Genomic DNA, 17906 nt, shown 5'->3' with positions numbered 1-17906 from the left:
CTTCCTCGCTTCGGCTAGCGGGCACGTTCAGACGTAGCTGCCGGAGCCGTAGGGGGCGTACAGGTCCAGCAGCCGGGTCCGGGCGCAGCGGAGGCGGTGGGCGAGGACGTCGCCCACCCATTGGGTGACGGCGTGGCCCAGGGCCGGGTCGTCCCGGCACATCGACCGGACGGCCGTGGCGTCGAATTCGTAGGCCCGCACCGGGGTCGTCGCCTCGGCACCCAGGTGCCAGACATGCGGGGTGAAGAGCCAGGACCAGCCGACGAGTTCGTTGTGCCGGAGGGTCTCGATGACGGCCGGGCGGCGGCCGGGCACGCGCATGTCGAGCTCGACGGTGCCGGTTCGGATGATCCAGAACCGGTCGGCCCTGCCGCCTTCGTCGAACAGGCGCGTTTCTTGCGGGAAGGACACCTCGCGGGCGACGCGCATCAGCCGCTGCCGGTGATCGGCGGGCAGGGCGCGCAGCATGCTGGGCGTGGGCGTGGTGATCATGGCGTGCCTCCCGACGAGGTGCAGGGACCTATGCAGTCAGCGTGTGCCCGGCGCCGCCGGCGGACCATGGGCCACCCGGTCCATCGGCACGGGCCAACCGGCTCCGACGAGGAGACCTCCGGCGCCCTCCCGCAGCCCCGACACGGAGGTTCGATGAAGGGGCGAGAGGCACCCGTGCAGTCTGGGAGAAGGTCAGCGCCCTTTTCCCCGAGGAGCGCGCAAGGGGATTCTCGACGTCGACGCCGTCACCCCGTCCACGATCACTTCGCACGCGCCCGGTTACATAGACCGCGACCGCGAACTGATCGTCGGCCTCCAGACCGTCGCTCCGCTGAAGCGCGCGATCATGCCGAACGGCGGCCTGCGCATGGTGGAGAACGGGCTGAAGGCGTACGGCTATGAGCCCGACCCGTTCGTGACGCGGGTTTTCGGCACCTACCGCAAGACCCACGACGACGGCCACCCGTCTCCGCCGACCCCACTATCCACCGGCGTGAACCTTGTCCGGCCGAGCACGCACCCCAACGGGCCCTGCGGACAGGGCCGTTCAGCCCTACGGCCACGGACCTTCGGCACCCGGCGGCCACCGCCTCGCCGCCACGAGAGTGAGCAGCGGCGGACACCGACCGGGACCGTCGCGCATCTCCCCGAAGGGATCACCACCATGGCCGTGCACGAGCACTCTCACCGGAGTTCGGGCCTCCACCTGCCGTCCATCCGCAGGAACCGGACCGCCGCTGCCTCCATACCTGAGTCCGCCGTGTCGGCACACAGCGAAACGCACACCGCACGTGCCTACGTCTTCGCGTCCCTGCGCCTGCTCACCGGGTTCGTCTTCCTGTGGGCGTTCCTCGACAAGACCTTCGGCCTCGGCTACGCCACCCCTTCCGGCAAGGGCTGGATCGACGGAGGCTCGCCGACCAAGGGCTTTCTCGGCGGCGTGGCCGCCGGACCGATGGAGTCCGCCTTCCACTCCTGGGCCGGGGACGCCTGGGCGGACTGGCTGTTCATGCTCGGTCTGCTCGGGATCGGTGTGGCGCTCATCGCCGGTGTGGCGCTGCGGCCGGCCGCCGTCGCGGGCACCGTGATGATGGCGCTGATGTGGGCCGCCGAGTGGCCGCCCGCCCGGACCCTCTCGGACGGTTCGCCGAGCATGTCGACGAACCCGTTCGCCGAGTACCACCTCATCTACGCCGTGGTCCTGATCGCCCTCGCCGTCGTCTCCGCCGGCGACACCCTCGGCCTCGGCAAGCTCTGGACCAGGCTCCCGCTCGTCCGCCGCAGCCCCTGGCTGCGCTGACCGGAGGGGAGAGCGGGAGGTGGGGGGGGCCGGCCTCGGGCCACCGCACCGCATACCACCCGCAAGGGCCGGTCGGCCCGTTGAAGGGACCTGCGGCCTCTGCCCGGGGCCCACATCCGAAGACGAAGCTGGAATCGGGACCACCGATTCAGGAGGTGGAATCATGACCCGCACGATCACCCACAGCGTCACCGTCGGCCTCGACGGCTCACGTGAGAGCCGCGCGGCGGCCGAATGGGCGGCCCGCGAGGCGCATTTGCTCGGCCTGCCGTTGAAGCTGGTCCACGTCTGGGAGCCGGTACCGGAGCCCATGGCGCAGGCACCGCTCCTCGGCGCCGAGACCCAGCAGCACTGGACCGAGCGGATCCCCCGCGACGCGGCCGAGGGCATCCGGCTGCGCCACCCCGGCCTCGGCGTGCTCACCGAGCAGTTGTCCGGCCGACCCGCCGAAGTGCTGGCCGACGAGGCGAAGGACGCCGAACTACTGGTCCTCGGCTCCCGTGGACTGAGCGGAATCGGCGGCTTCTTCGTCGGATCGGTCGCACTGGCCGTCGTGGCACACGCCGAGCGGCCGGTCGTCCTGGTCCGGGCCGGTGAGCAGGCAGCCGACGAGCACGAGATGGACCCCGCCGGTGTTCCGTCCGCCGCCACCGCCTTCCGGCCCGTCGTCCTCGGGCTCGACATCGAGAGCCCGGATGAGGAGCTGATCGAGTTCGCGTTCGCGGCCGCGGCGCGCCGTGGCACGTCCCTGCGGGTCGTTCACGGCTGGAACCCGCCGCCGTACTACGCGTACGGCCTCTCCGTGGACCTCGAACTCCACGGAGAACTGGCGCGGCGTGAAACCGCCGCTCTGACCGAGGTCCTGAGCCGGTGGCGCAAGAAGTTCCCGGACATCGAGGTCAGCGAGGAGTCCCACTACGGCAGCCCAGGCAGCCACCTCGTCGACGTCTCCCGTGAGGCCTCCCTGGTCGTCGTCGGCCGCCGCATCCGCCGCAACCCCGTCGGCGCGCACATCGGCCCCGTCACCCACGCCGTCCTCCACCACTCCACCGCCCCCGTCGCCGTCGTTCCGCACCACTGACGGAAGAACCCGAGGAGCACAAACCATGAAGGCAGCGGTCGTACGAGCCTTCGGCGAGCCCCTGGTCATCGAGGACCGCCCCGACCCCGAACCCGGCCCCGGCCAGGTCCGCATCCGGGTCGAGGCCTGCGGGCTGTGCCACACCGACATCCACGCCGCGCACGGCGACTGGCCGGTCAAGCCCACACCGCCCTTCGTGCCCGGCCACGAAGGAGTCGGCCTCGTCGAGAAGCTCGGCGACGGCGTCACCCACCTCGCCGTCGGACAACGTGTCGCCGTGCCGTGGCTGGGCAAGGCATGCGGGCGATGCGAGCACTGTCTGTCCGGCTGGGAGACGCTGTGCGAGCAGCAGATCAACACCGGGTACGGCTGCGACGGCGGCTACGCCGAGAAGATGCTCGCCTGGGCGGACTTCGCGCAGCCGGTGCCGAAGGGCGTCACCGCGATCGACGCCGCCCCGCTGACCTGCGCCGGCGTGACCACGTACAAGGCGCTCAAGGTCGCCGACGTGAAGCCCACCCAGCTCGTCGCCATCTCCGGGATCGGCGGACTCGGTCACCTGGCCGTGCAGTACGCGAAGATCGCCGGGGCCACCGTCGCGGCCGTCGACGTCACCGACGAGAAGCTCGAACTCGCCGCCGAACTGGGCGCCGACCTCGTCATCGACGCCCGCAAGCACGACGTCGGCGAGGTACTGAAGCGGCACGGCGGTGCCCACGCGGCCATCGCCCTGGCCGTGAACGAAGCCGCCTTCGCGGCCGTCAACTCCGGGCTGCGGCGCGGCGGAAAGCTCGTCATGGTCGCTCTGCCCGCGCACGGCACCATCCAGGTCCCGATCTTCGACACCGTCCTGAACGGCACGAGCGTGATCGGCTCGATCGTCGGTACCCGGCAGGATCTCGCCGAGGTCTTCCACCTGCACGCGGCCGGCCGTACGCAGGTCATCTGCGAGACCCGCCCGCTCGGTTCCGCCAACGAGTCCATCGACGACGTGCTGCGCGGCCAGGTCAAGGCACGCATCGTCTTCGACCTCGGTGCGGGACGGTGAGGGCGATGGACCTGCCGATCGTCGTCGGCGTCGACGGCTCCGAGCCCAGCCTGCGAGCCGTCGACTGGGCAGCCGACGAGGCCGCGCTGTGGGGGGTGCCGCTGCGGCTGGTGTACGCCTGGTTGTGGGAGCGCTACGAGGGTGCCGCCCTCGCGGACGAACTGGGCAGGTCGTCCGAGCGGGTGCGGGCTCAGGACATCGTGGAGACCGCCGCCGCGCGCGCTCACCGCCGTCAGGCCGATGTGAAGGTTTCCACCCGCACGCTGTCCGAGGAGCCCGAGTACGCGCTGGTGCGTGAGAGCCGCAGCGCCTCGCTGCTGGTGACCGGGACCCGCGGCCGCAGCAGCGTCACCGAGGCACTGCTGGGGTCGGTGAGCCTGACCGTCGCCGGGCACGCGCACTGCCCGATGGTCCTCGTTCGCGGCAACCACGACAACCAGGTCCGGCCGAGGACGCACGGCCGCATCGTCGTCGGCGTCGGCGAGAGGCCGACGACTCCGGCGGCGGTGCGCTTCGCCGCCGACGAGGCGCGACGGCGGGAGGCGGTCTTGGACGTGGTGCGAGCCTGGCGGTGCCCCGCGCACGAGAGCCCGGACCATCCTCCCCCAGACTTCGTCCGGGGGTACCCCCAGCTCGCCGGGGAGCCCGCCCGTATGCATGAACAGCACGCGGTGGAGGTACTGGACAAGGCACTGCACGACGTCCCCGCAGATGTCGAAACGAGCCGCCGTGCGGTCGAGGGGCACGCCCGGAATGTCCTCGCGGACGCCTCGCGCGGTGCCGACCTCCTGGTCATCGGCGCTGAGCGCCGCGACCGGCACTTCGGACTCCAGTTGGGCCGGGTGGCCCACGGAGTGCTGCACCACTCGGCCTGTCCTGTCGCCATCGTGCCCGAGCGGGAGTGACATTCGAGGACAGACGCCCAGCTCGGCAGCGTCACCGCCCGCGCGACCTGAATCGACGACTACCGGAGTCTCCCCATGCCCAAGGTGGAACACCGCAAGGCCACCGCACTTTCCGACGACGAACTGCGCACCCTCGACGCCCATTGGCGGGCCGCGAACTACCTCGCCGCGGGACAGATCTATCTGATGGCGAATCCGCTGCTGACCGAACCCCTCGAGCCCGAGCACATCAAGCCGCGGCTCCTCGGCCACTGGGGCACCTCACCAGGCCTGAACCTCGTGTACACCCACCTCAACCGGGTCATCAAGGCGCGCGCGCTCGACGCACTGTGCGTGTGGGGACCAGGGCACGGCGGGCCGTCCGTGCTCGCCGGCTCCTGGCTCGACGGCAGCTACAGCGAGATCCACCCCGACGTGTCACGCGACGCCCCCGGCATGGAGCGACTGTTCCGGCAGTTCTCCTTTCCGGGCGGGGTACCGAGCCATGTGGCGCCGGAGGTCCCCGGGTCCATCCATGAGGGCGGCGAGCTCGGTTACTCGCTCGCTCACGCCTACGGTGCCGCCTTCGACAACCCGGACCTTGTTGTCGCGTGTGTGATCGGCGACGGCGAGGCGGAGACCGGTCCGCTGGCCGCCTCCTGGCACTCCAACAAGTTCCTCGACCCGGTCCACGACGGCGCCGTCCTGCCGATCCTGCACCTCAACGGCTACAAGATCGCCAACCCGGCCGTGCTGTCCCGGCTGCCCGAGGCCGAACTCGACGCACTCCTGCGGGGATACGGCCACGAGCCGCTCCATGTCACCGGCGACGACCCGGCCGGCGTGCATCGGGCCATGGCACGGGCCCTCGACGACGCGCTCGACCAGATCGCCCTGCTCCAGCGCACGGCCCGGGAGGAGGGGATCGGTGAGCGAGCGCACTGGCCCATGATCGTGCTGCGCACGCCGAAGGGCTGGACCGGCCCGGCGGAGGTCGACGGCCTGCCGGTGGAGGGGACCTGGCGCTCCCACCAGGTCCCGCTGGCCGGCGTACGGGAGAACCCGGAGCACCTGCGGCAGCTGGAGGCATGGCTGCGCTCGTATCGACCCGAAGAGCTCTTCCATCCGGACGGCCGGCCCGTCGCCGACGTCCTCGCCTGCGTTCCTGAAGGTGGTCGGCGCCTGGGCGCCACCCCGCACGCCAACGGCGGCCTCCTCACGCACGACCTGCCCATCCGGTCCCTGGACTCCTTCGCCGTACCGGTCAAGAAGCCGGGCACGACCCTGCACGAACCGACTCGGATCCTCGGGGACTTGCTGCAACAGGTCATGAAGGACACCGCTGCCCGCCGCGACTTCCGGCTGGTCGGTCCGGACGAGACCGCCTCCAACCGGCTCCAGGCCGTCTTCGACGCCAGCGGCAAGGCATGGCAGGCGGGCACCCTTCAGACCGACGAACATCTGGACCGGCACGGCCGGGTGATGGAGATCCTCTCCGAACACCTCTGCCAAGGCTGGCTGGAGGGCTATCTCCTCACCGGCCGGCACGGTCTCTTCTCGTGCTACGAGGCCTTCGTGCACATCGTCGACTCGATGGTCAACCAGCACATCAAGTGGCTGAGGACGTCCCGGCGGTTGCCCTGGCGGGCTCCCATCCCCTCCCTCAACTACCTCCTCACCTCTCACGTCTGGCGGCAGGACCACAACGGCTTCTCCCACCAGGACCCCGGCTTCGTCGACCACGTCCTCAACAAGAGCCCTGAAGTCGTCCGCGTATACCTGCCGCCGGACGCCAACACGCTCCTGTCCGTCGCGGACCACGCGCTGCGCAGCCGCGACTACGTCAATGTGATCGTGGCCGGCAAACAGCCCTGCTTCGACTGGCTGCCGATGGACGCCGCCCGCGCCCACTGCGCACGCGGAGCCGGCATCTGGGAGTGGGCGGGTACCGAGAACGGCGGGGAACCGGACGTCGTCCTCGCCTGCGCGGGCGACGTGCCCACCCAGGAGGTCCTGGCGGCCGCACAGTTGCTCCGCCGCCACCTGCCCGGACTCGCCGTGCGCGTGGTGAACGTCGTCGACATGACCCGGCTGATGCCCCGGGAGGAACACCCCCACGGCATGAGCGACTTCGAGTACGATGGCCTGTTCACCCGGGACAAACCGGTGATCTTCGCCTACCACGGCTATCCCTGGCTGATCCACCGGCTCGCCTACCGCCGCACCGGCCACCCGAACCTGCACGTACGCGGCTACAAGGAGTCCGGCACCACGACCACACCGTTCGACATGGTCGTCCGCAACGACCTCGACCGCTACCGCCTGGTCATGGACGTCATCGACCGTGTCCCCGGCCTCGCGGTGCGCGCCGCGGCCGAACGCCAGCGGATGGCCGACGCCCGCACCCGCCACCACGCCTGGATCCGCGAACACGGCACGGACCTGCCCGAGGTCGCCGACTGGACCTGGAACGCCTGAACAGCACCGAATTCCAGAAGGAGCCCGCCGCCATGACCGTATGCGTCGGCATCAACGGCTTCGGCCACATCGGACGCACCTGCCTCGGCGAGGACGTCGAGGTGGTCGCGATCAACTGCAAATGAACACGGCTGGAGGGGACCGGTGCCGCCGAGCACCGGTCCCCTCCGCATGCCCGGACCGCAGCGGGGACGAGCAGCGCGGAACGTTGGGCAGACCGGCCCCCGACGGAACCCGGACAGCCCGTGGGGCCCCTCGCCGATCCGCTGGATGCTCGAAGTGTCGAGAGGCTTGGAGGGCCCACGATGACCACGCCGAACGCCGGCCGGCTCGGTCGACCGCCGGTCCACGCCCTGCTCGCGGACGGCACCACCGTGTGCATCCGCCCGGTGGAGGCAGCTGACCACGATCAGCTGGAGGAGCTCTACGCGGAGATGTGCCCGCAGAACCTGCGGCTCAGGTTCTTCGCGGTGAGCCGCCGCTCAGGCGCCCTGGCTGCCGACCGGGCCTGTGCTCCGTCAATGGCCCGGCTGGATGCAAGGGAGCACGTCACCTTCGGTGGCTGCCTGGAGGGTACTTCTCCCGCCACGGACGCAGCCCGTCCGCCAGCAGCTGCACCCCTTGGTGTCCTCCCAGGCGCCACGGTCCTCCTCCGGCACACCGTAAGGCAGCTCCGCCGCGTGGGAGGGCAACCTCCAGGCGTGCACGGCGCGGAGTCGTACGCCCCACAGCCGCGCGGTCTCGAAGGCGCACTCGATGGCCCCCGTGGCCGGTTCGTGGGCGTCCACGCCGAGAGCGATCTCGGCTGACGGGCGTGCGCGGTGCGCGTCGGTCAAGTTCTCCGGGACCAGGACGACCGGGCAGGCCGGCAGTGAGTTGATGTCCATCCCTCGCGTGCCGGCCACGACCATCTTCGCGTCGTCCAGGTTGTCGGGCAGTGAGTGGTGGACCACGCGGAGCGTCAGCCCGCGAAATGCCGCTTTCCGTACCGGTTGCGAGGTGGGCCCGGCAGGCGTCGGTGGTGACGGTGAACCCCGGTGGGGCCGGCAGGCCCAGCCGGGTCATCTCGGCCAGGTTGGCGCCCTTGCCGCCCAGCAGGTCCGCTATGCCGCGGCGGCCCGCGAGTCATTTCCAGCGTCGGACGCCGGTGGCCGGGTCGGCATCTGCCGGCCGTCCCCACAGCAGGGCCGAACGGCCCAAGCGGGCAACCTGGGAGGACGCCGTTGGAGGGCCGGATCCCCTTCCGATTCCGTACCGTCCCCCGCCACAGGCCGGTAGCGTGACCCATGTCCGGAGCGGCTGGTGCGAGACCGTCCACGGGACCGGAGGAGACGCAGGTGGGAAGCGCCGAGGAGCCTCGGGAAGCCCGCGTACGGCTGCCGCAGCTGAGGCTGGACGAGCTGCTGGAGGAGCTCCAGGCCCGGCTGGACGCGGCCCGCGGCACGCGCGACCGGGTGCACAGCCTGCTGGAGGCGGTGCTGTCCGTCGGCCGGGAGCTGGACCTGGAGCAGGCGCTGCACAGCATCGTCGAGGCCGCCGCGGTGCTGGTCGACGCGGAGTACGCCGCCCTGGGGGTGATCGGGCCGGACGGCAAGCGGCTGTCCGCCTTCCACACCGTCGGGGTCGGCGAGGACCAGATCGCCAGGATCGGCCACTATCCGGAGGGCCACGGCATCCTCGGCGAGCTGATCCACCACCCCGAGCCGCTGCGCCTGGCGAAGATCTCCGAACACCCGGCGTCGTACGGCTTCCCGCCCAACCACCCGCCGATGAACACCTTCCTCGGCGTCCCCATCCGGGTCCGCGAGCAGGTCTTCGGCAATCTGTACCTGACCGAGAAGCGCGGCGGGGCGCAGTTCGACGAGGAGGACGAGTCCGTCCTGTCGACCCTGGCGGTCGCGGCGGGCGTCGCCATCGACAACGCCCGCCTCTACGAGGAGTCCCGGCTGCGGGAACGCTGGCTGCAGGCGAACGCGGAGATCACCCACAGCCTGATGTCCGGCAGCGACCGCGGCGAGGTCCTCGGACTGATCGCGGACCGCGCCCGGGAGATCACGGGAGCGGCGCTGGCCGTGGTCGCGATGCCGATGGACGACACCGACTCGCTCAGCGTGGAGCTGGCCATCGGGCCGGAGGCGGAGGCGTTGCGCGGACTGGTGCTGCCCGTCGACGGAAGCCTGATGGGCGAGGCGTTCTCGACGGTCGCCCCCGTCACCACCTCGGACGTCTCCCACGACGAACGGGTTTCGGCAGGCCCGCCGCGCTTCACCGGCCTGGGCCCGGCGATTGCCGTTCCGGTCGGGACGGGAGAGGGCGGTGTACGCGGCGTCGTCCTGCTGATCCGCGAGGCAGGGCATACGGCGTTCACCGGGAAGGAGATCGAACCGCTGCAGGGCTTCGCGGCCCAGGCCGCCGTGGCCATGGAGCTCGCGGAGCGCCGGCAGGACGCCGAGGAGGTCGCCGTGCTCAAGGACCGCGACCGTATCGCCCGGGACCTGCACGATCTGGCGATCCAGCGGCTGTTCGCGACCGGCATGACGCTGCAGAGCGCGGGCCGCTTCATCGACCACCCCGAGGCCGCCGAGCGGGTGGTGCGCGCCGTGGACGACCTGGACGAGACCATCAAGATCATCAGGTCGACGATCTTCGGCCTGCGCTCCCGCGAGGGCACCGGCGGGTCCGGGCTGCGGGCGCGCGTGGTGCGGATCGCGGGCGAGGCGGCGCCGGTGCTCGGCTTCGCGCCCAGCGTGCGGATGGAGGGCCTGGTCGACACGCAGGTGCCGCGCGAGATCGCCGACCACGTGGTCGCCGTACTCTCCGAGGCCCTCACCAACATCGCCCGTCACGCCAAGGCCGGCCGCGCCGACATCGCCCTCGCCGCGGACTCCCACCAGGTCCGCCTCACGGTCGCCGACAACGGCGTCGGCATCCCGGCGGACGGCCGCCGCAGCGGACTGCTCAACATGGCGGAACGGGCACGGCAGTTGGGCGGGGAACTGGAGCTGACCAGTCCGGCCGAGGGCGGCACCACCTTGGTGTGGTGGGTGCCGGTGCCGACCGAGTAGAGCCACCGGGCACGGCCCGCCCAGGTTGCCTGGCTGCCGGTCCCACTTGGACCGAAGGCCTGGGCCGAACGTCCCCGCACCATGCCCATCCGCCTCTCGTGACCGTCCCTCGCGAGTACGACGCTGAGATCAGAGCCCTGGCTGTCCAACAGGGCAGCCTCACAGAAGGCGGTGAGGGCGATGACACTCCCCCTGGTCGTAGGCGTCGACGGATCGGACGCGAGCCTGCTGGCCGTCGACTGGGCAGTGGACGAGGCCGCCCGCAGCGATCTGCCGCTGCGGCTGGTGTACGCCTCCCTCTGGGAGCGCTACGAGGCCGCCCTACCGTCGCTCGAACGGGAGCGCCCCTCCGAGCGCGTACTCGCCGAACACATCGTCGCCTCGGCGGCTGAGCGTGCCGCACGACGCGTCCCGGCCGTGAAGGTGACCACCGACATCGTCCCCGCCGAGCCGGTCGACGCTCTCCTTCGCGAGGGCCACAACGCCTGCGCGCTCGTGACGGGAGACCGGGGCCGCAGTGAGCTGAAGGAACTGCTTCTCGGGTCGGTCAGCCTGGGCGTCGCCGCCCAGGCGCACTGTCCTGTGATCGTGGTCCGGGGCGACGAGGCAGGCCTGGTCGGGATGCACGAGCGGATCCTGTTCGGCGCGGGAGATCCGGCAACCGGCGGCCGGGCCGTGAGCTTCGCCTTCCGCGAAGCCGAGGCACGCGGATGTGTCCTCGACGCTGTACGCGCCTGGCGCTGGTCGGCGCAAGAAGGCACGGACCATCCCGCACGCGAGCGCGAACGGCGGGCGGCAGCTCAGCTCGACGAACTGCTGCACGAGGCCATGGCCGAACATCCGGGCGTCCGAGTACGCCGAACCACTGTAGAGGGCCCGGCCAGCCGCATCCTCGTGACCCGATCGGCCACCGCGGACCTCGTGATCATCGGGGCGCGTCGCCGGCACGGCCACTTCGGCCTGCAACTCGGCCGCGTGGGCCACAGGCTGCTGCACCACGCGCACTGCCCGGTCGCAATCGTTCCGCAGTGGGCGTGAACGGCTGGCTCTCCGTGACCTGGCGCCCTGTCGGCGTCAGTGCTGATTTGCACGTCAGCGCGGCCTCGCCGCCGACCGTATGGATCACCAGCTGTCCACGGGCCTTTGTCATGTGGTCGCGGATGCCAGTCTGCCTCGGAGCATCAGGGTCATCACCTGCATGTAGCGCTGGGTGCGTCGGGTGCCGAGGAGGAATGGGTTCGGGCCGTCCGGGTTGGCGCGTAGCTCTTCGGCCCGTTGGAGGCCGTCGTCCACGGGGTGGTTGGAGAGTTCCACGTCCGTGTGTGCCCTGTGCATGTGGGTGCGGAAGGTGCGGATCGAGGAGAGGTAGGTGCGGAGGGCGGCGGGGGTGGTGGGCGGGTTGGTGCCGCCCCAGAGCATGGCTGTGTGGTGTCGGCCGGCGGTGTGGACGGGGAAGATCGGGGAGACCGTGCCCGCGGTGTGGCCCGGGGTGTGGTGCAGGTGGATGGTCGTGCCGCCGAGGGTGAGGCGCTGGCCGTCGGTGATGTCCAGGTCCCGGGTGGGGGTGTGGGGTGAGCCGGAGTCGGCCGCCAGGTCCCAGTCTGCCCCTGTCATCAGGACGCGGGCGCCGTACTGGTCGGCCAGGTGTCGGGCGCCGCCGAAGTGGTCGTCGTGGCCATGGGTGACGATGACGTATTTGATCGTCCTCGGGTCCAGTCCAAGGGTGCGCAGGCCCGCTACGACCGTGTCTTCCGCCTCCTCGGGGGAGGGTAGGGCGTCGATCAGGACGATTCCGTCGTCCGTCAGTACGGCCATGGCGGAGACCCAACCCACGCTGAGCATGGCCACGTTGTCGAAGAGCATCAGGGGTTCCGGCGCGGGTGGGCGCGGGACCACGGCGCCGGGGGTGAGGGCCTTCACGAGGGTGAGGAGTACCTGGTCGTCTCCGGCCAGGGTGCGGGCGCGGTCGTAGTAGGCCTGGGCGTCCGGGGTGGCGGCGTTCGCCGGGGTGGCCGTGGTGGTGGCTCCGGCCGTGAGGGCCAGGGCGGCGAGGCGGGTGAAGCGGCGTCTTGAGAGAGCGGTGGCGGGGTGCGGTAAGGGGGAGGTCATGGTGGTCCTCGTCCTCTCGGCGGCTGGGAGGGCCGGGCGTGTCCCGTGCCCGTGCCCTCGGACGCCTTGATCCTTACCTGTTGGCCGGGTGTCTATCCGAATCCGGGGCTGTGGTGCTGCCCCTGCCGCTGGTTCCAGTGGTCCGCATTCTCGTCGGGGAGCAGCTCCGCTGCCCGGTGCTGGGTGTGTGCGGCTGCCAGCTGGGCCTCCGCCACGACATCTCCGCGTTCGCGCACCAGGTCTTCATAAATCGGCAGGTGATCGTTTTCGGCGGGAGTGCGTGTCACAGTGTCGTCCTTCTGCTGGAAATTACCGTCAGGCCCTGTTCAGCCGGGCGGCAATTCCATGCCCGAGCAGCAAATAGAGGACGGCGGGAAGGCCGTAATTGAGGATGACTCGCAACCCCTCTGTGTCCATGGTGAAAATATCCCGTGCCCATCCGGACAGCAGGTCCGCCGCCCCGTGCACGAAGCCCACGAACGCGTTCCCCTGGTTCGCGTCGAGCAGGTAGAGGACGATCCACAGGCCGAGCAGACCAGCGGAGACATCGGCGATGGTGCAGATCGTCAGGGCCGCTCTGCGGCCGGTGGCCTGGTTGCGCCGGGTGCGGTCCTGGTCCGTGTGCTGGTGGTACGTCTGGTATCCGGAAACCGGGTCGGTGTTCACGAGAAATCCGATCTGACGCGTTTACTGGGCTCACTTCCGCCTAGTTCTGCGCCAGGGAAAGGCTGTCGTGTTACACCACGGTCCGGGACGTCCGGAATATGGCGGCCTAATCGGGGATCGGTTGAACTCAGGACTTGGACTTCAGGCCTGTTCGGCGGTGGGGAGCATCGCCCACACCGTCTTGCCCAGGGGGTGCCGTCTGGTCCAGCCCCAGTGTTCGGACAGGGCGTCGATGATGCGCAGCCCGCGGCCGTGTTCGTCGAAGGGGTCGGTGGTGTGCGGGTACACCGGAGGGCTGTCGCTCGGATCGGTGACCGCGCAGACGAGGTGGCCGGGGCGGCGGAGGCTGAGCTTGAGCCAGATCTCGGCATCGGCGCCGGCCGGGGCGCGACGGGCCGGGCGGTGCGGTACGGCGTGCAGTACGGCGTTGGCGAGCAGTTCGGTGACCACCGTGACGGCGTCGGGGCCGCAGTGGTCCAGCTCCCAGCCGTCCAGGGTGCGACGGACGAACTCGCGGGCCTGACCGCAGCCCTGTTCGGCGCCGGCGAGGCGCAGGACGGCGGAGCGCGGTGTGGTGCGCGGGACTTCGGGGCTGGTCAGCCGACGCGTGGCGGGCAGTCGGAGCCCTTCGTACGCAGGTAAGGACACAACGTCTCCCTGATACACGGTCAGGACGTGGCGTCTGCGCCGCACTTGACGCCAAGGGCTATTATCCACGCCGAAGGCGCCTCCGTGCAATTTCACGGGAAATTGCGCGCGTGGTGTCGACGCAGAGCACGTGATGCGGTCCGGGCCCGTGGGGCGCCGGGGCGTGCGCGTGGCGGATCGTGAGCAAGGAGAGTGCAGTGCCAACAGCACACAACGGCGTGCGGGCAAGCTCGCTGGACGTCCGCTGGATGAAGAGCCGGCACAGCAATGCCGAGGGCAACTGCGTCGAGGTGGCCGCCCTGGGCGACGGCGGCGTCGCGATGCGCAACTCCCGCCACCCCGACGGGCCGGCCCTCGTCTACACCCCCGCCGAGATCTCGGCCTTCCTGGCAGGCGCGAAGGAGGGAGAGTTCGACCACCTCGTCTGAGCGGAGACGGCCGCCTGCCCGGGAACGCAAGACCGGCAAGGGGCTCGAAACGCCGCCCGTAAGCGGAAGTTGACGCTTTCACTTCTCGCGGTTCCGGCGGCGTGAGGCGGCGGGATGCGATAATGCGGTCTGTCGTATGCCGGTCTACGGGGAGTCAGGATGTCCGCCGAGTTCCCTCGCATCTCCCGTCTCGAACCCTATCTGGACCGGACCGAGCCCGCGCCGACGCTGCTGAAGATGCTGGTCGGCGTGCAGCTGGCGGGTATCCGCGAGGACCTCGGTCTGGCCCAGGAGCAGGTCGCGCGTGCCGTGGGGTTCAGTCCGGCGAAGCTGTCGCGCATCGAGGCGGGCAAGAGCCGTCGGCCGCCCACCGAGGCCGACATCCGCAAGCTGCTGGAGCACTACCGCGCCGAGGAGTACGAGGCGTCGGTGCTGTTGCAGTTGCTGCGGCGGGCCGGTGAGCCGGGCTGGTGGCAGCGCTACGACAAGCGGCTGATGCCGGAGTGGTTCGACCGGCTGGTCGGGCTGCAGGAGGCCGCGACCGCCATCCGTACGTATGAATTGCAGCATGTGCCGGGCCTGTTGCAGACCGAGGACTACACCCGGGCCGTGGTGGAGCGCGGGCTGCCGACCGCGCCGACCCGTGAGGTGCTGCGGCGGGTGGAGCTGCGGACACGGCGGCGGGAGCTGCTGCACCGGCCGGACGCGCCCCAGCTGTGGGCGATCATGGACGAGTCGGTTCTGCTGCGCGTCCTCGGCAGCCGTGAGGTGATGCGGGCGCAGCTGGAGCACCTGGTGGAGATGGCGCAGCGGCCGCAGGTGACCGTGCAGATCGTGCCGCTGGACGTCACCAACGCCTCGGCGCCCGCCATGCCCGTCACCTATCTCCGGTTCGGCGGCATCGATCTGCCCGACATCGTCTATCTGGAGCACATCAAGAGCGCGGCCTTCCTGGAGGACCGCGACGAGACCGAGGAGTACCGCCTCGCCCTGGACCGGCTGGGCGACGAGGCGCTCAACCCGCGCGAGTCGCTTGTGCGGCTGCGCGAGACGATGGAGCGGTACTCCTAGGGCTCGTACCTCTTACGGAAGCCTGCCCACACCGCCGTACTCGATCCACTCCTGGGTGAGCTGACGCGGTGCCACCTCGGTGTCGGGGCGCCAGGTGGAGACCTCGACCAGGCCGGGTTCGAGGATGTCCAGCCCCTCGAAGTACGCATCCACGTCCTTCGGCTCGCGCACCCGGCCCCAGTGGCCCTGGGTCGCCTGGTCCATGAAGTTGGTGACGAAGTCGCGGACCTCGGCGTCCTCGCTGACCAGCTGGCACATCACCATGTAGCTGCCGGGGGCGAGGCGTTCGCGTACCCGGCGGGCGACGGCGAGCGGGCCGTCGGTGTCGCTGTCGGGGATGCAGTGGAAGACCGAGTTGAACAGCACGGCCACCGGCTTTGAGAAGTCGATGAGGCGCTCGGTGTCGGCGTGGGAGAAGATCGCGTCGGTCTCGCGCATGTCGGCGTGGATGACGGCGGTGTTGTCGTTCTGGTCGAGCAGGGCGCGGCCGTGGACCAGGACCATCGGGTCGTTGTCGACGTACACCACGCGGGAGGCCGGGTCGATGGCCTGGGCGACCTGGTGGACGTTGTTCTGGGTGGGCAGGCCGGAGCCGTGGTCCAGGAACTGCCGGATGCCGTACTCGCCGGCGAGGGTGCCGACGACCCGCTGGAGGAAGCGCCGGTTGTTCAGCGCGAGGGCGCGGGTGCTGGGGACGACCTTGTCCAGCTCTTCGCAGGCGGCTCGGTCCGAGGCGTAGTTGTCCTTGCCTCCGAGGTAATGGTCGTACATGCGCGCGGCCGTGGGGACCGTGGCATCGATCGACGTGGACAGCTGCTTTCCAGGCTCCATGGCTTCCCCCAGGGGCAGGACGGCCGAGGAGATCACCTCGCCGACAACACATCCTAGGGATCCGGAAGTTGGTGGGGCCAGTCCATCGGCCGTCCCGCCGGGCGGTGCGGCTTTCATGGTCCGGCTGTGCCGCGCGCCACTTCGAACTAAGGTTCTTGACCGGAAGCCACATTCGACGGGGGTACGCACGTGGCCGATGCGGCGCGCTCGCAGGACGACACCGCGCACGACGGGGAGAACAGGACCGGCCGGTTGTCCGGCATGGGTCCCTTCATGCTCGTCTGGAGCGGGCAGGCGGTCTCCCTGGTCGGCAATTCCGTCCTGCGGTTCGCCTTCGTCTTCGAGACCTGGTCGGCCACCGGCCGGGCGACCGCGCTGACCACGCTGTCGCTGTGCGCGCTGCTCCCCCAGGTGCTGCTGAGCCCGCTCGCCGGGGCCTTCGTCGACCGCATCCGGCGGCGTACCGCGCTTCAACTCGCGGACACCGGCGGGCTGTTGATCGTGGCGCTGCTCGCGGTGCTGCACTTCACCGGTGGGCTGAGCACCTGGGAGGTGTACGGGGCGGTGATGCTGCTCGGCTGTGCCGCCGCCTTCCAGTTCCCGGCGCTGGGCGCCGCCGTGCCGCTGCTGGTCGAGAAGAGGCAGCTACAGCGGGCGAACAGCCTGCTGGCCAGCGCCAAGAGCACCGCCGACGTCGGTGGTCCGGCGCTGGGCGGGCTGCTGGTGGCGTTCTCCGGGCTCGGCTTCATCCTGGTCGCCGACCTGGTGAGCTTCGCGCTCGCGCTGGCGGCGATCCGGGTCGTACGGATGCGGGGTGACGACGGTCCGGGGAAGAAGGCGGCGGACGGTCCGCGGAAGAGGCTTGTCGCCGAGGCCGTCGAGGGGATGCGGTTCCTCTTCCGGTACCCGAGCCTGCGCGATCTGATGCTGGCCTTCTGCTTCGTCAACCTCGTCATGGTGTTCGGCTTCGCCGCCGTACAGCCCATGGTGCTGGCCCGGTCGGGGGGCGAGACCTCGGCGCTGGCGAGCGTCAACACCGCGATCGGGGTGGGCGGGGTCGCGGGCGGGGTGCTGATGGCGGCCTGGAGCGGGCCGCGGAACCGGGCCCGGGGCATGCTGCTCGGCATCATCGGCATGTGTCTGTCGGCGCAGGTGGCGATGGCGCTGGTGGGCGGGGTGGTCGGCTGGTGCGCGGCGATCCTCGTCGGCGCCGCGCTGATGCCGATGATCAACGGCACGATGCAGGCGATCGTGCAGACCAAGGTGGAGCAGGAGTGGCACGGCCGGGTCTTCGGCGCGGTGATGTTCCTGTCGCAGATCTCCGTGCCGCTGGCCACCGCGGTCTCCGGTCCGCTCGCCGACCATGTCTTCGAACCGCGGGCCGCCGACGGCAGCGGGATCTTCGTCGTGCTCGGGCCGCTGGTGGGCGACGGGCCGGGCAGCGGTATGGCCGCGATGCTGCTGATCGCCGGGCTGTGCGGCATCGCGGTCGCGGTGGTCGGCATGTCGCGGCGCACGGTGCGGGAGATCGACTCGCTGCTGCCGGATGTCGCCACCGACAACAACCCCGGGAACAAAGAACTCGTGGAGGGCTGACCATGACCACCAACCCGTTCGAGGACGACAACGGGACCTATCTCGTCCTCACCGACGCCGAGGGCCGGCACTCGCTCTGGCCCGCCGCGATCACCGTGCCGGACGGCTGGGACGTGGCGCTGGGCGGGAGCAGCCGCGCTGACTGCCTCGCCTATGTCGAGGAGCACTGGACGGACATATGTCCCGTCCGCACGGGCGCAGACATCTGA

General features: G+C 70.5%; 18 protein-coding genes and 3 pseudogenes. 13 read left to right on the top strand and 8 right to left on the bottom strand.

All coding sequences use genetic code 11. The features are described from left to right. Positions 1–27: 27 nt before the first annotated feature. Positions 28–492, bottom strand: a complete 465-nt coding sequence (locus tag IE325_RS11190; RefSeq protein ID WP_190069631.1) for a cyclic nucleotide-binding domain-containing protein — start codon at positions 490–492, stop codon at positions 28–30. A 170-nt stretch (positions 493–662) separates the two neighbouring features. Between IE325_RS11190 and IE325_RS11185 the strand changes: the two are divergent. The 7 genes and pseudogenes from IE325_RS11185 to IE325_RS46035 all read left to right on the top strand — a co-directional run. Next, positions 663–953: pseudogene (locus IE325_RS11185) on the top strand (pyruvate formate lyase family protein); the annotation flags it as partial. A gap of 203 nt (positions 954–1156) precedes the next feature. Beyond that, on the top strand, positions 1157–1792 hold the full coding sequence (locus IE325_RS11180; protein WP_190069816.1) for a DoxX family protein: 636 nt from the start codon (positions 1157–1159) through the stop codon (positions 1790–1792). A 163-nt stretch (positions 1793–1955) separates the two neighbouring features. Next, the gene (locus tag IE325_RS11175) at positions 1956–2873 is read left to right on the top strand and encodes a universal stress protein (protein WP_190069630.1); all 918 of its coding nucleotides are present in this window, start codon (positions 1956–1958) and stop codon (positions 2871–2873) included. Between the two features lie 25 nt (positions 2874–2898). Further along, positions 2899–3921: a zinc-dependent alcohol dehydrogenase gene (locus IE325_RS11170; RefSeq protein ID WP_190069629.1), complete on the top strand. Its 1023-nt coding sequence runs from the start codon at positions 2899–2901 to the stop codon at positions 3919–3921. A gap of 5 nt (positions 3922–3926) precedes the next feature. Further along, positions 3927–4826: a universal stress protein gene (locus IE325_RS11165; protein ID WP_190069628.1), complete on the top strand. Its 900-nt coding sequence runs from the start codon at positions 3927–3929 to the stop codon at positions 4824–4826. A 75-nt stretch (positions 4827–4901) separates the two neighbouring features. After that, positions 4902–7283, top strand: coding sequence for a phosphoketolase family protein (locus IE325_RS11160; protein ID WP_190069627.1), 2382 nt, complete (start codon positions 4902–4904; stop codon positions 7281–7283). 305 nt (positions 7284–7588) lie between these two features. Then, positions 7589–7801 (top strand): annotated as a pseudogene (locus IE325_RS46035) (hypothetical protein); the annotation flags it as partial. On the opposite strand, the gene IE325_RS11155 reads toward IE325_RS46035, so the two are convergent. Both IE325_RS11155 and IE325_RS11150 read right to left on the bottom strand, forming a co-directional pair. After that, positions 7802–8236, bottom strand: a complete 435-nt coding sequence (locus tag IE325_RS11155) for an adenine nucleotide alpha hydrolase family protein (protein ID WP_190069626.1) — start codon at positions 8234–8236, stop codon at positions 7802–7804. It lies immediately after the preceding pseudogene. Between the two features lie 27 nt (positions 8237–8263). After that, positions 8264–8390 (bottom strand): annotated as a pseudogene (locus IE325_RS11150) (PEP/pyruvate-binding domain-containing protein); the annotation flags it as partial. A gap of 230 nt (positions 8391–8620) precedes the next feature. Between IE325_RS11150 and IE325_RS11145 the strand changes: the two are divergent. Continuing rightward, on the top strand, positions 8621–10348 hold the full coding sequence (locus IE325_RS11145; protein ID WP_190069625.1) for a sensor histidine kinase: 1728 nt from the start codon (positions 8621–8623) through the stop codon (positions 10346–10348). Between the two features lie 180 nt (positions 10349–10528). Continuing rightward, positions 10529–11386: a universal stress protein gene (locus tag IE325_RS11140; RefSeq protein ID WP_190069624.1), complete on the top strand. Its 858-nt coding sequence runs from the start codon at positions 10529–10531 to the stop codon at positions 11384–11386. 108 nt (positions 11387–11494) lie between these two features. On the opposite strand, the gene IE325_RS11135 is transcribed toward IE325_RS11140, so the two are convergent. The 4 genes from IE325_RS11135 to IE325_RS11120 form a co-directional block, all read right to left on the bottom strand. Then, positions 11495–12457 (bottom strand): MBL fold metallo-hydrolase, encoded by a 963-nt coding sequence (locus IE325_RS11135; protein WP_190069623.1) that lies wholly within the window; start codon positions 12455–12457, stop codon positions 11495–11497. Positions 12458–12549: 92 nt separating this feature from the next. Next, positions 12550–12693, bottom strand: coding sequence for a hypothetical protein (locus IE325_RS11130; RefSeq protein ID WP_190069622.1), 144 nt, complete (start codon positions 12691–12693; stop codon positions 12550–12552). Positions 12694–12772: 79 nt separating this feature from the next. Then, positions 12773–13123: a hypothetical protein gene (locus tag IE325_RS11125; protein WP_229911749.1), complete on the bottom strand. Its 351-nt coding sequence runs from the start codon at positions 13121–13123 to the stop codon at positions 12773–12775. A gap of 141 nt (positions 13124–13264) precedes the next feature. Next, a complete protein-coding gene (locus tag IE325_RS11120) occupies positions 13265–13771 on the bottom strand; it encodes an ATP-binding protein (RefSeq protein WP_229911748.1) in 507 nt (168 codons plus the stop codon). A 197-nt stretch (positions 13772–13968) separates the two neighbouring features. Between IE325_RS11120 and IE325_RS11115 the strand changes: the two genes are divergently transcribed. Together IE325_RS11115 and IE325_RS11110 are read left to right on the top strand one after the other, a co-directional pair. Beyond that, positions 13969–14199: a DUF397 domain-containing protein gene (locus IE325_RS11115; RefSeq protein WP_190069621.1), complete on the top strand. Its 231-nt coding sequence runs from the start codon at positions 13969–13971 to the stop codon at positions 14197–14199. Positions 14200–14358: 159 nt separating this feature from the next. Next, entirely contained in the window at positions 14359–15270 is a 912-nt protein-coding gene (locus IE325_RS11110; protein ID WP_190069620.1) for a helix-turn-helix domain-containing protein, read from the top strand. Between the two features lie 12 nt (positions 15271–15282). On the opposite strand, the gene IE325_RS11105 is transcribed toward IE325_RS11110, so the two are convergent. Continuing rightward, positions 15283–16101 (bottom strand): SAM-dependent methyltransferase, encoded by an 819-nt coding sequence (locus IE325_RS11105; RefSeq protein WP_190069619.1) that lies wholly within the window; start codon positions 16099–16101, stop codon positions 15283–15285. A gap of 189 nt (positions 16102–16290) precedes the next feature. Between IE325_RS11105 and IE325_RS11100 the strand changes: the two genes are divergently transcribed. After that, on the top strand, positions 16291–17697 hold the full coding sequence (locus IE325_RS11100) for an MFS transporter (protein WP_190069618.1): 1407 nt from the start codon (positions 16291–16293) through the stop codon (positions 17695–17697). 2 nt (positions 17698–17699) lie between these two features. Then, positions 17700–17906 (top strand): MbtH family protein, encoded by a 207-nt coding sequence (locus IE325_RS11095; protein ID WP_190069617.1) that lies wholly within the window; start codon positions 17700–17702, stop codon positions 17904–17906.

Origin of the sequence: Streptomyces lanatus, assembly GCF_014655715.1 — a bacterium.
Taxonomy (GTDB): domain Bacteria; phylum Actinomycetota; class Actinomycetes; order Streptomycetales; family Streptomycetaceae; genus Streptomyces; species Streptomyces lanatus.
This window is presented reverse-complemented; position numbering and strand designations above follow the sequence as displayed.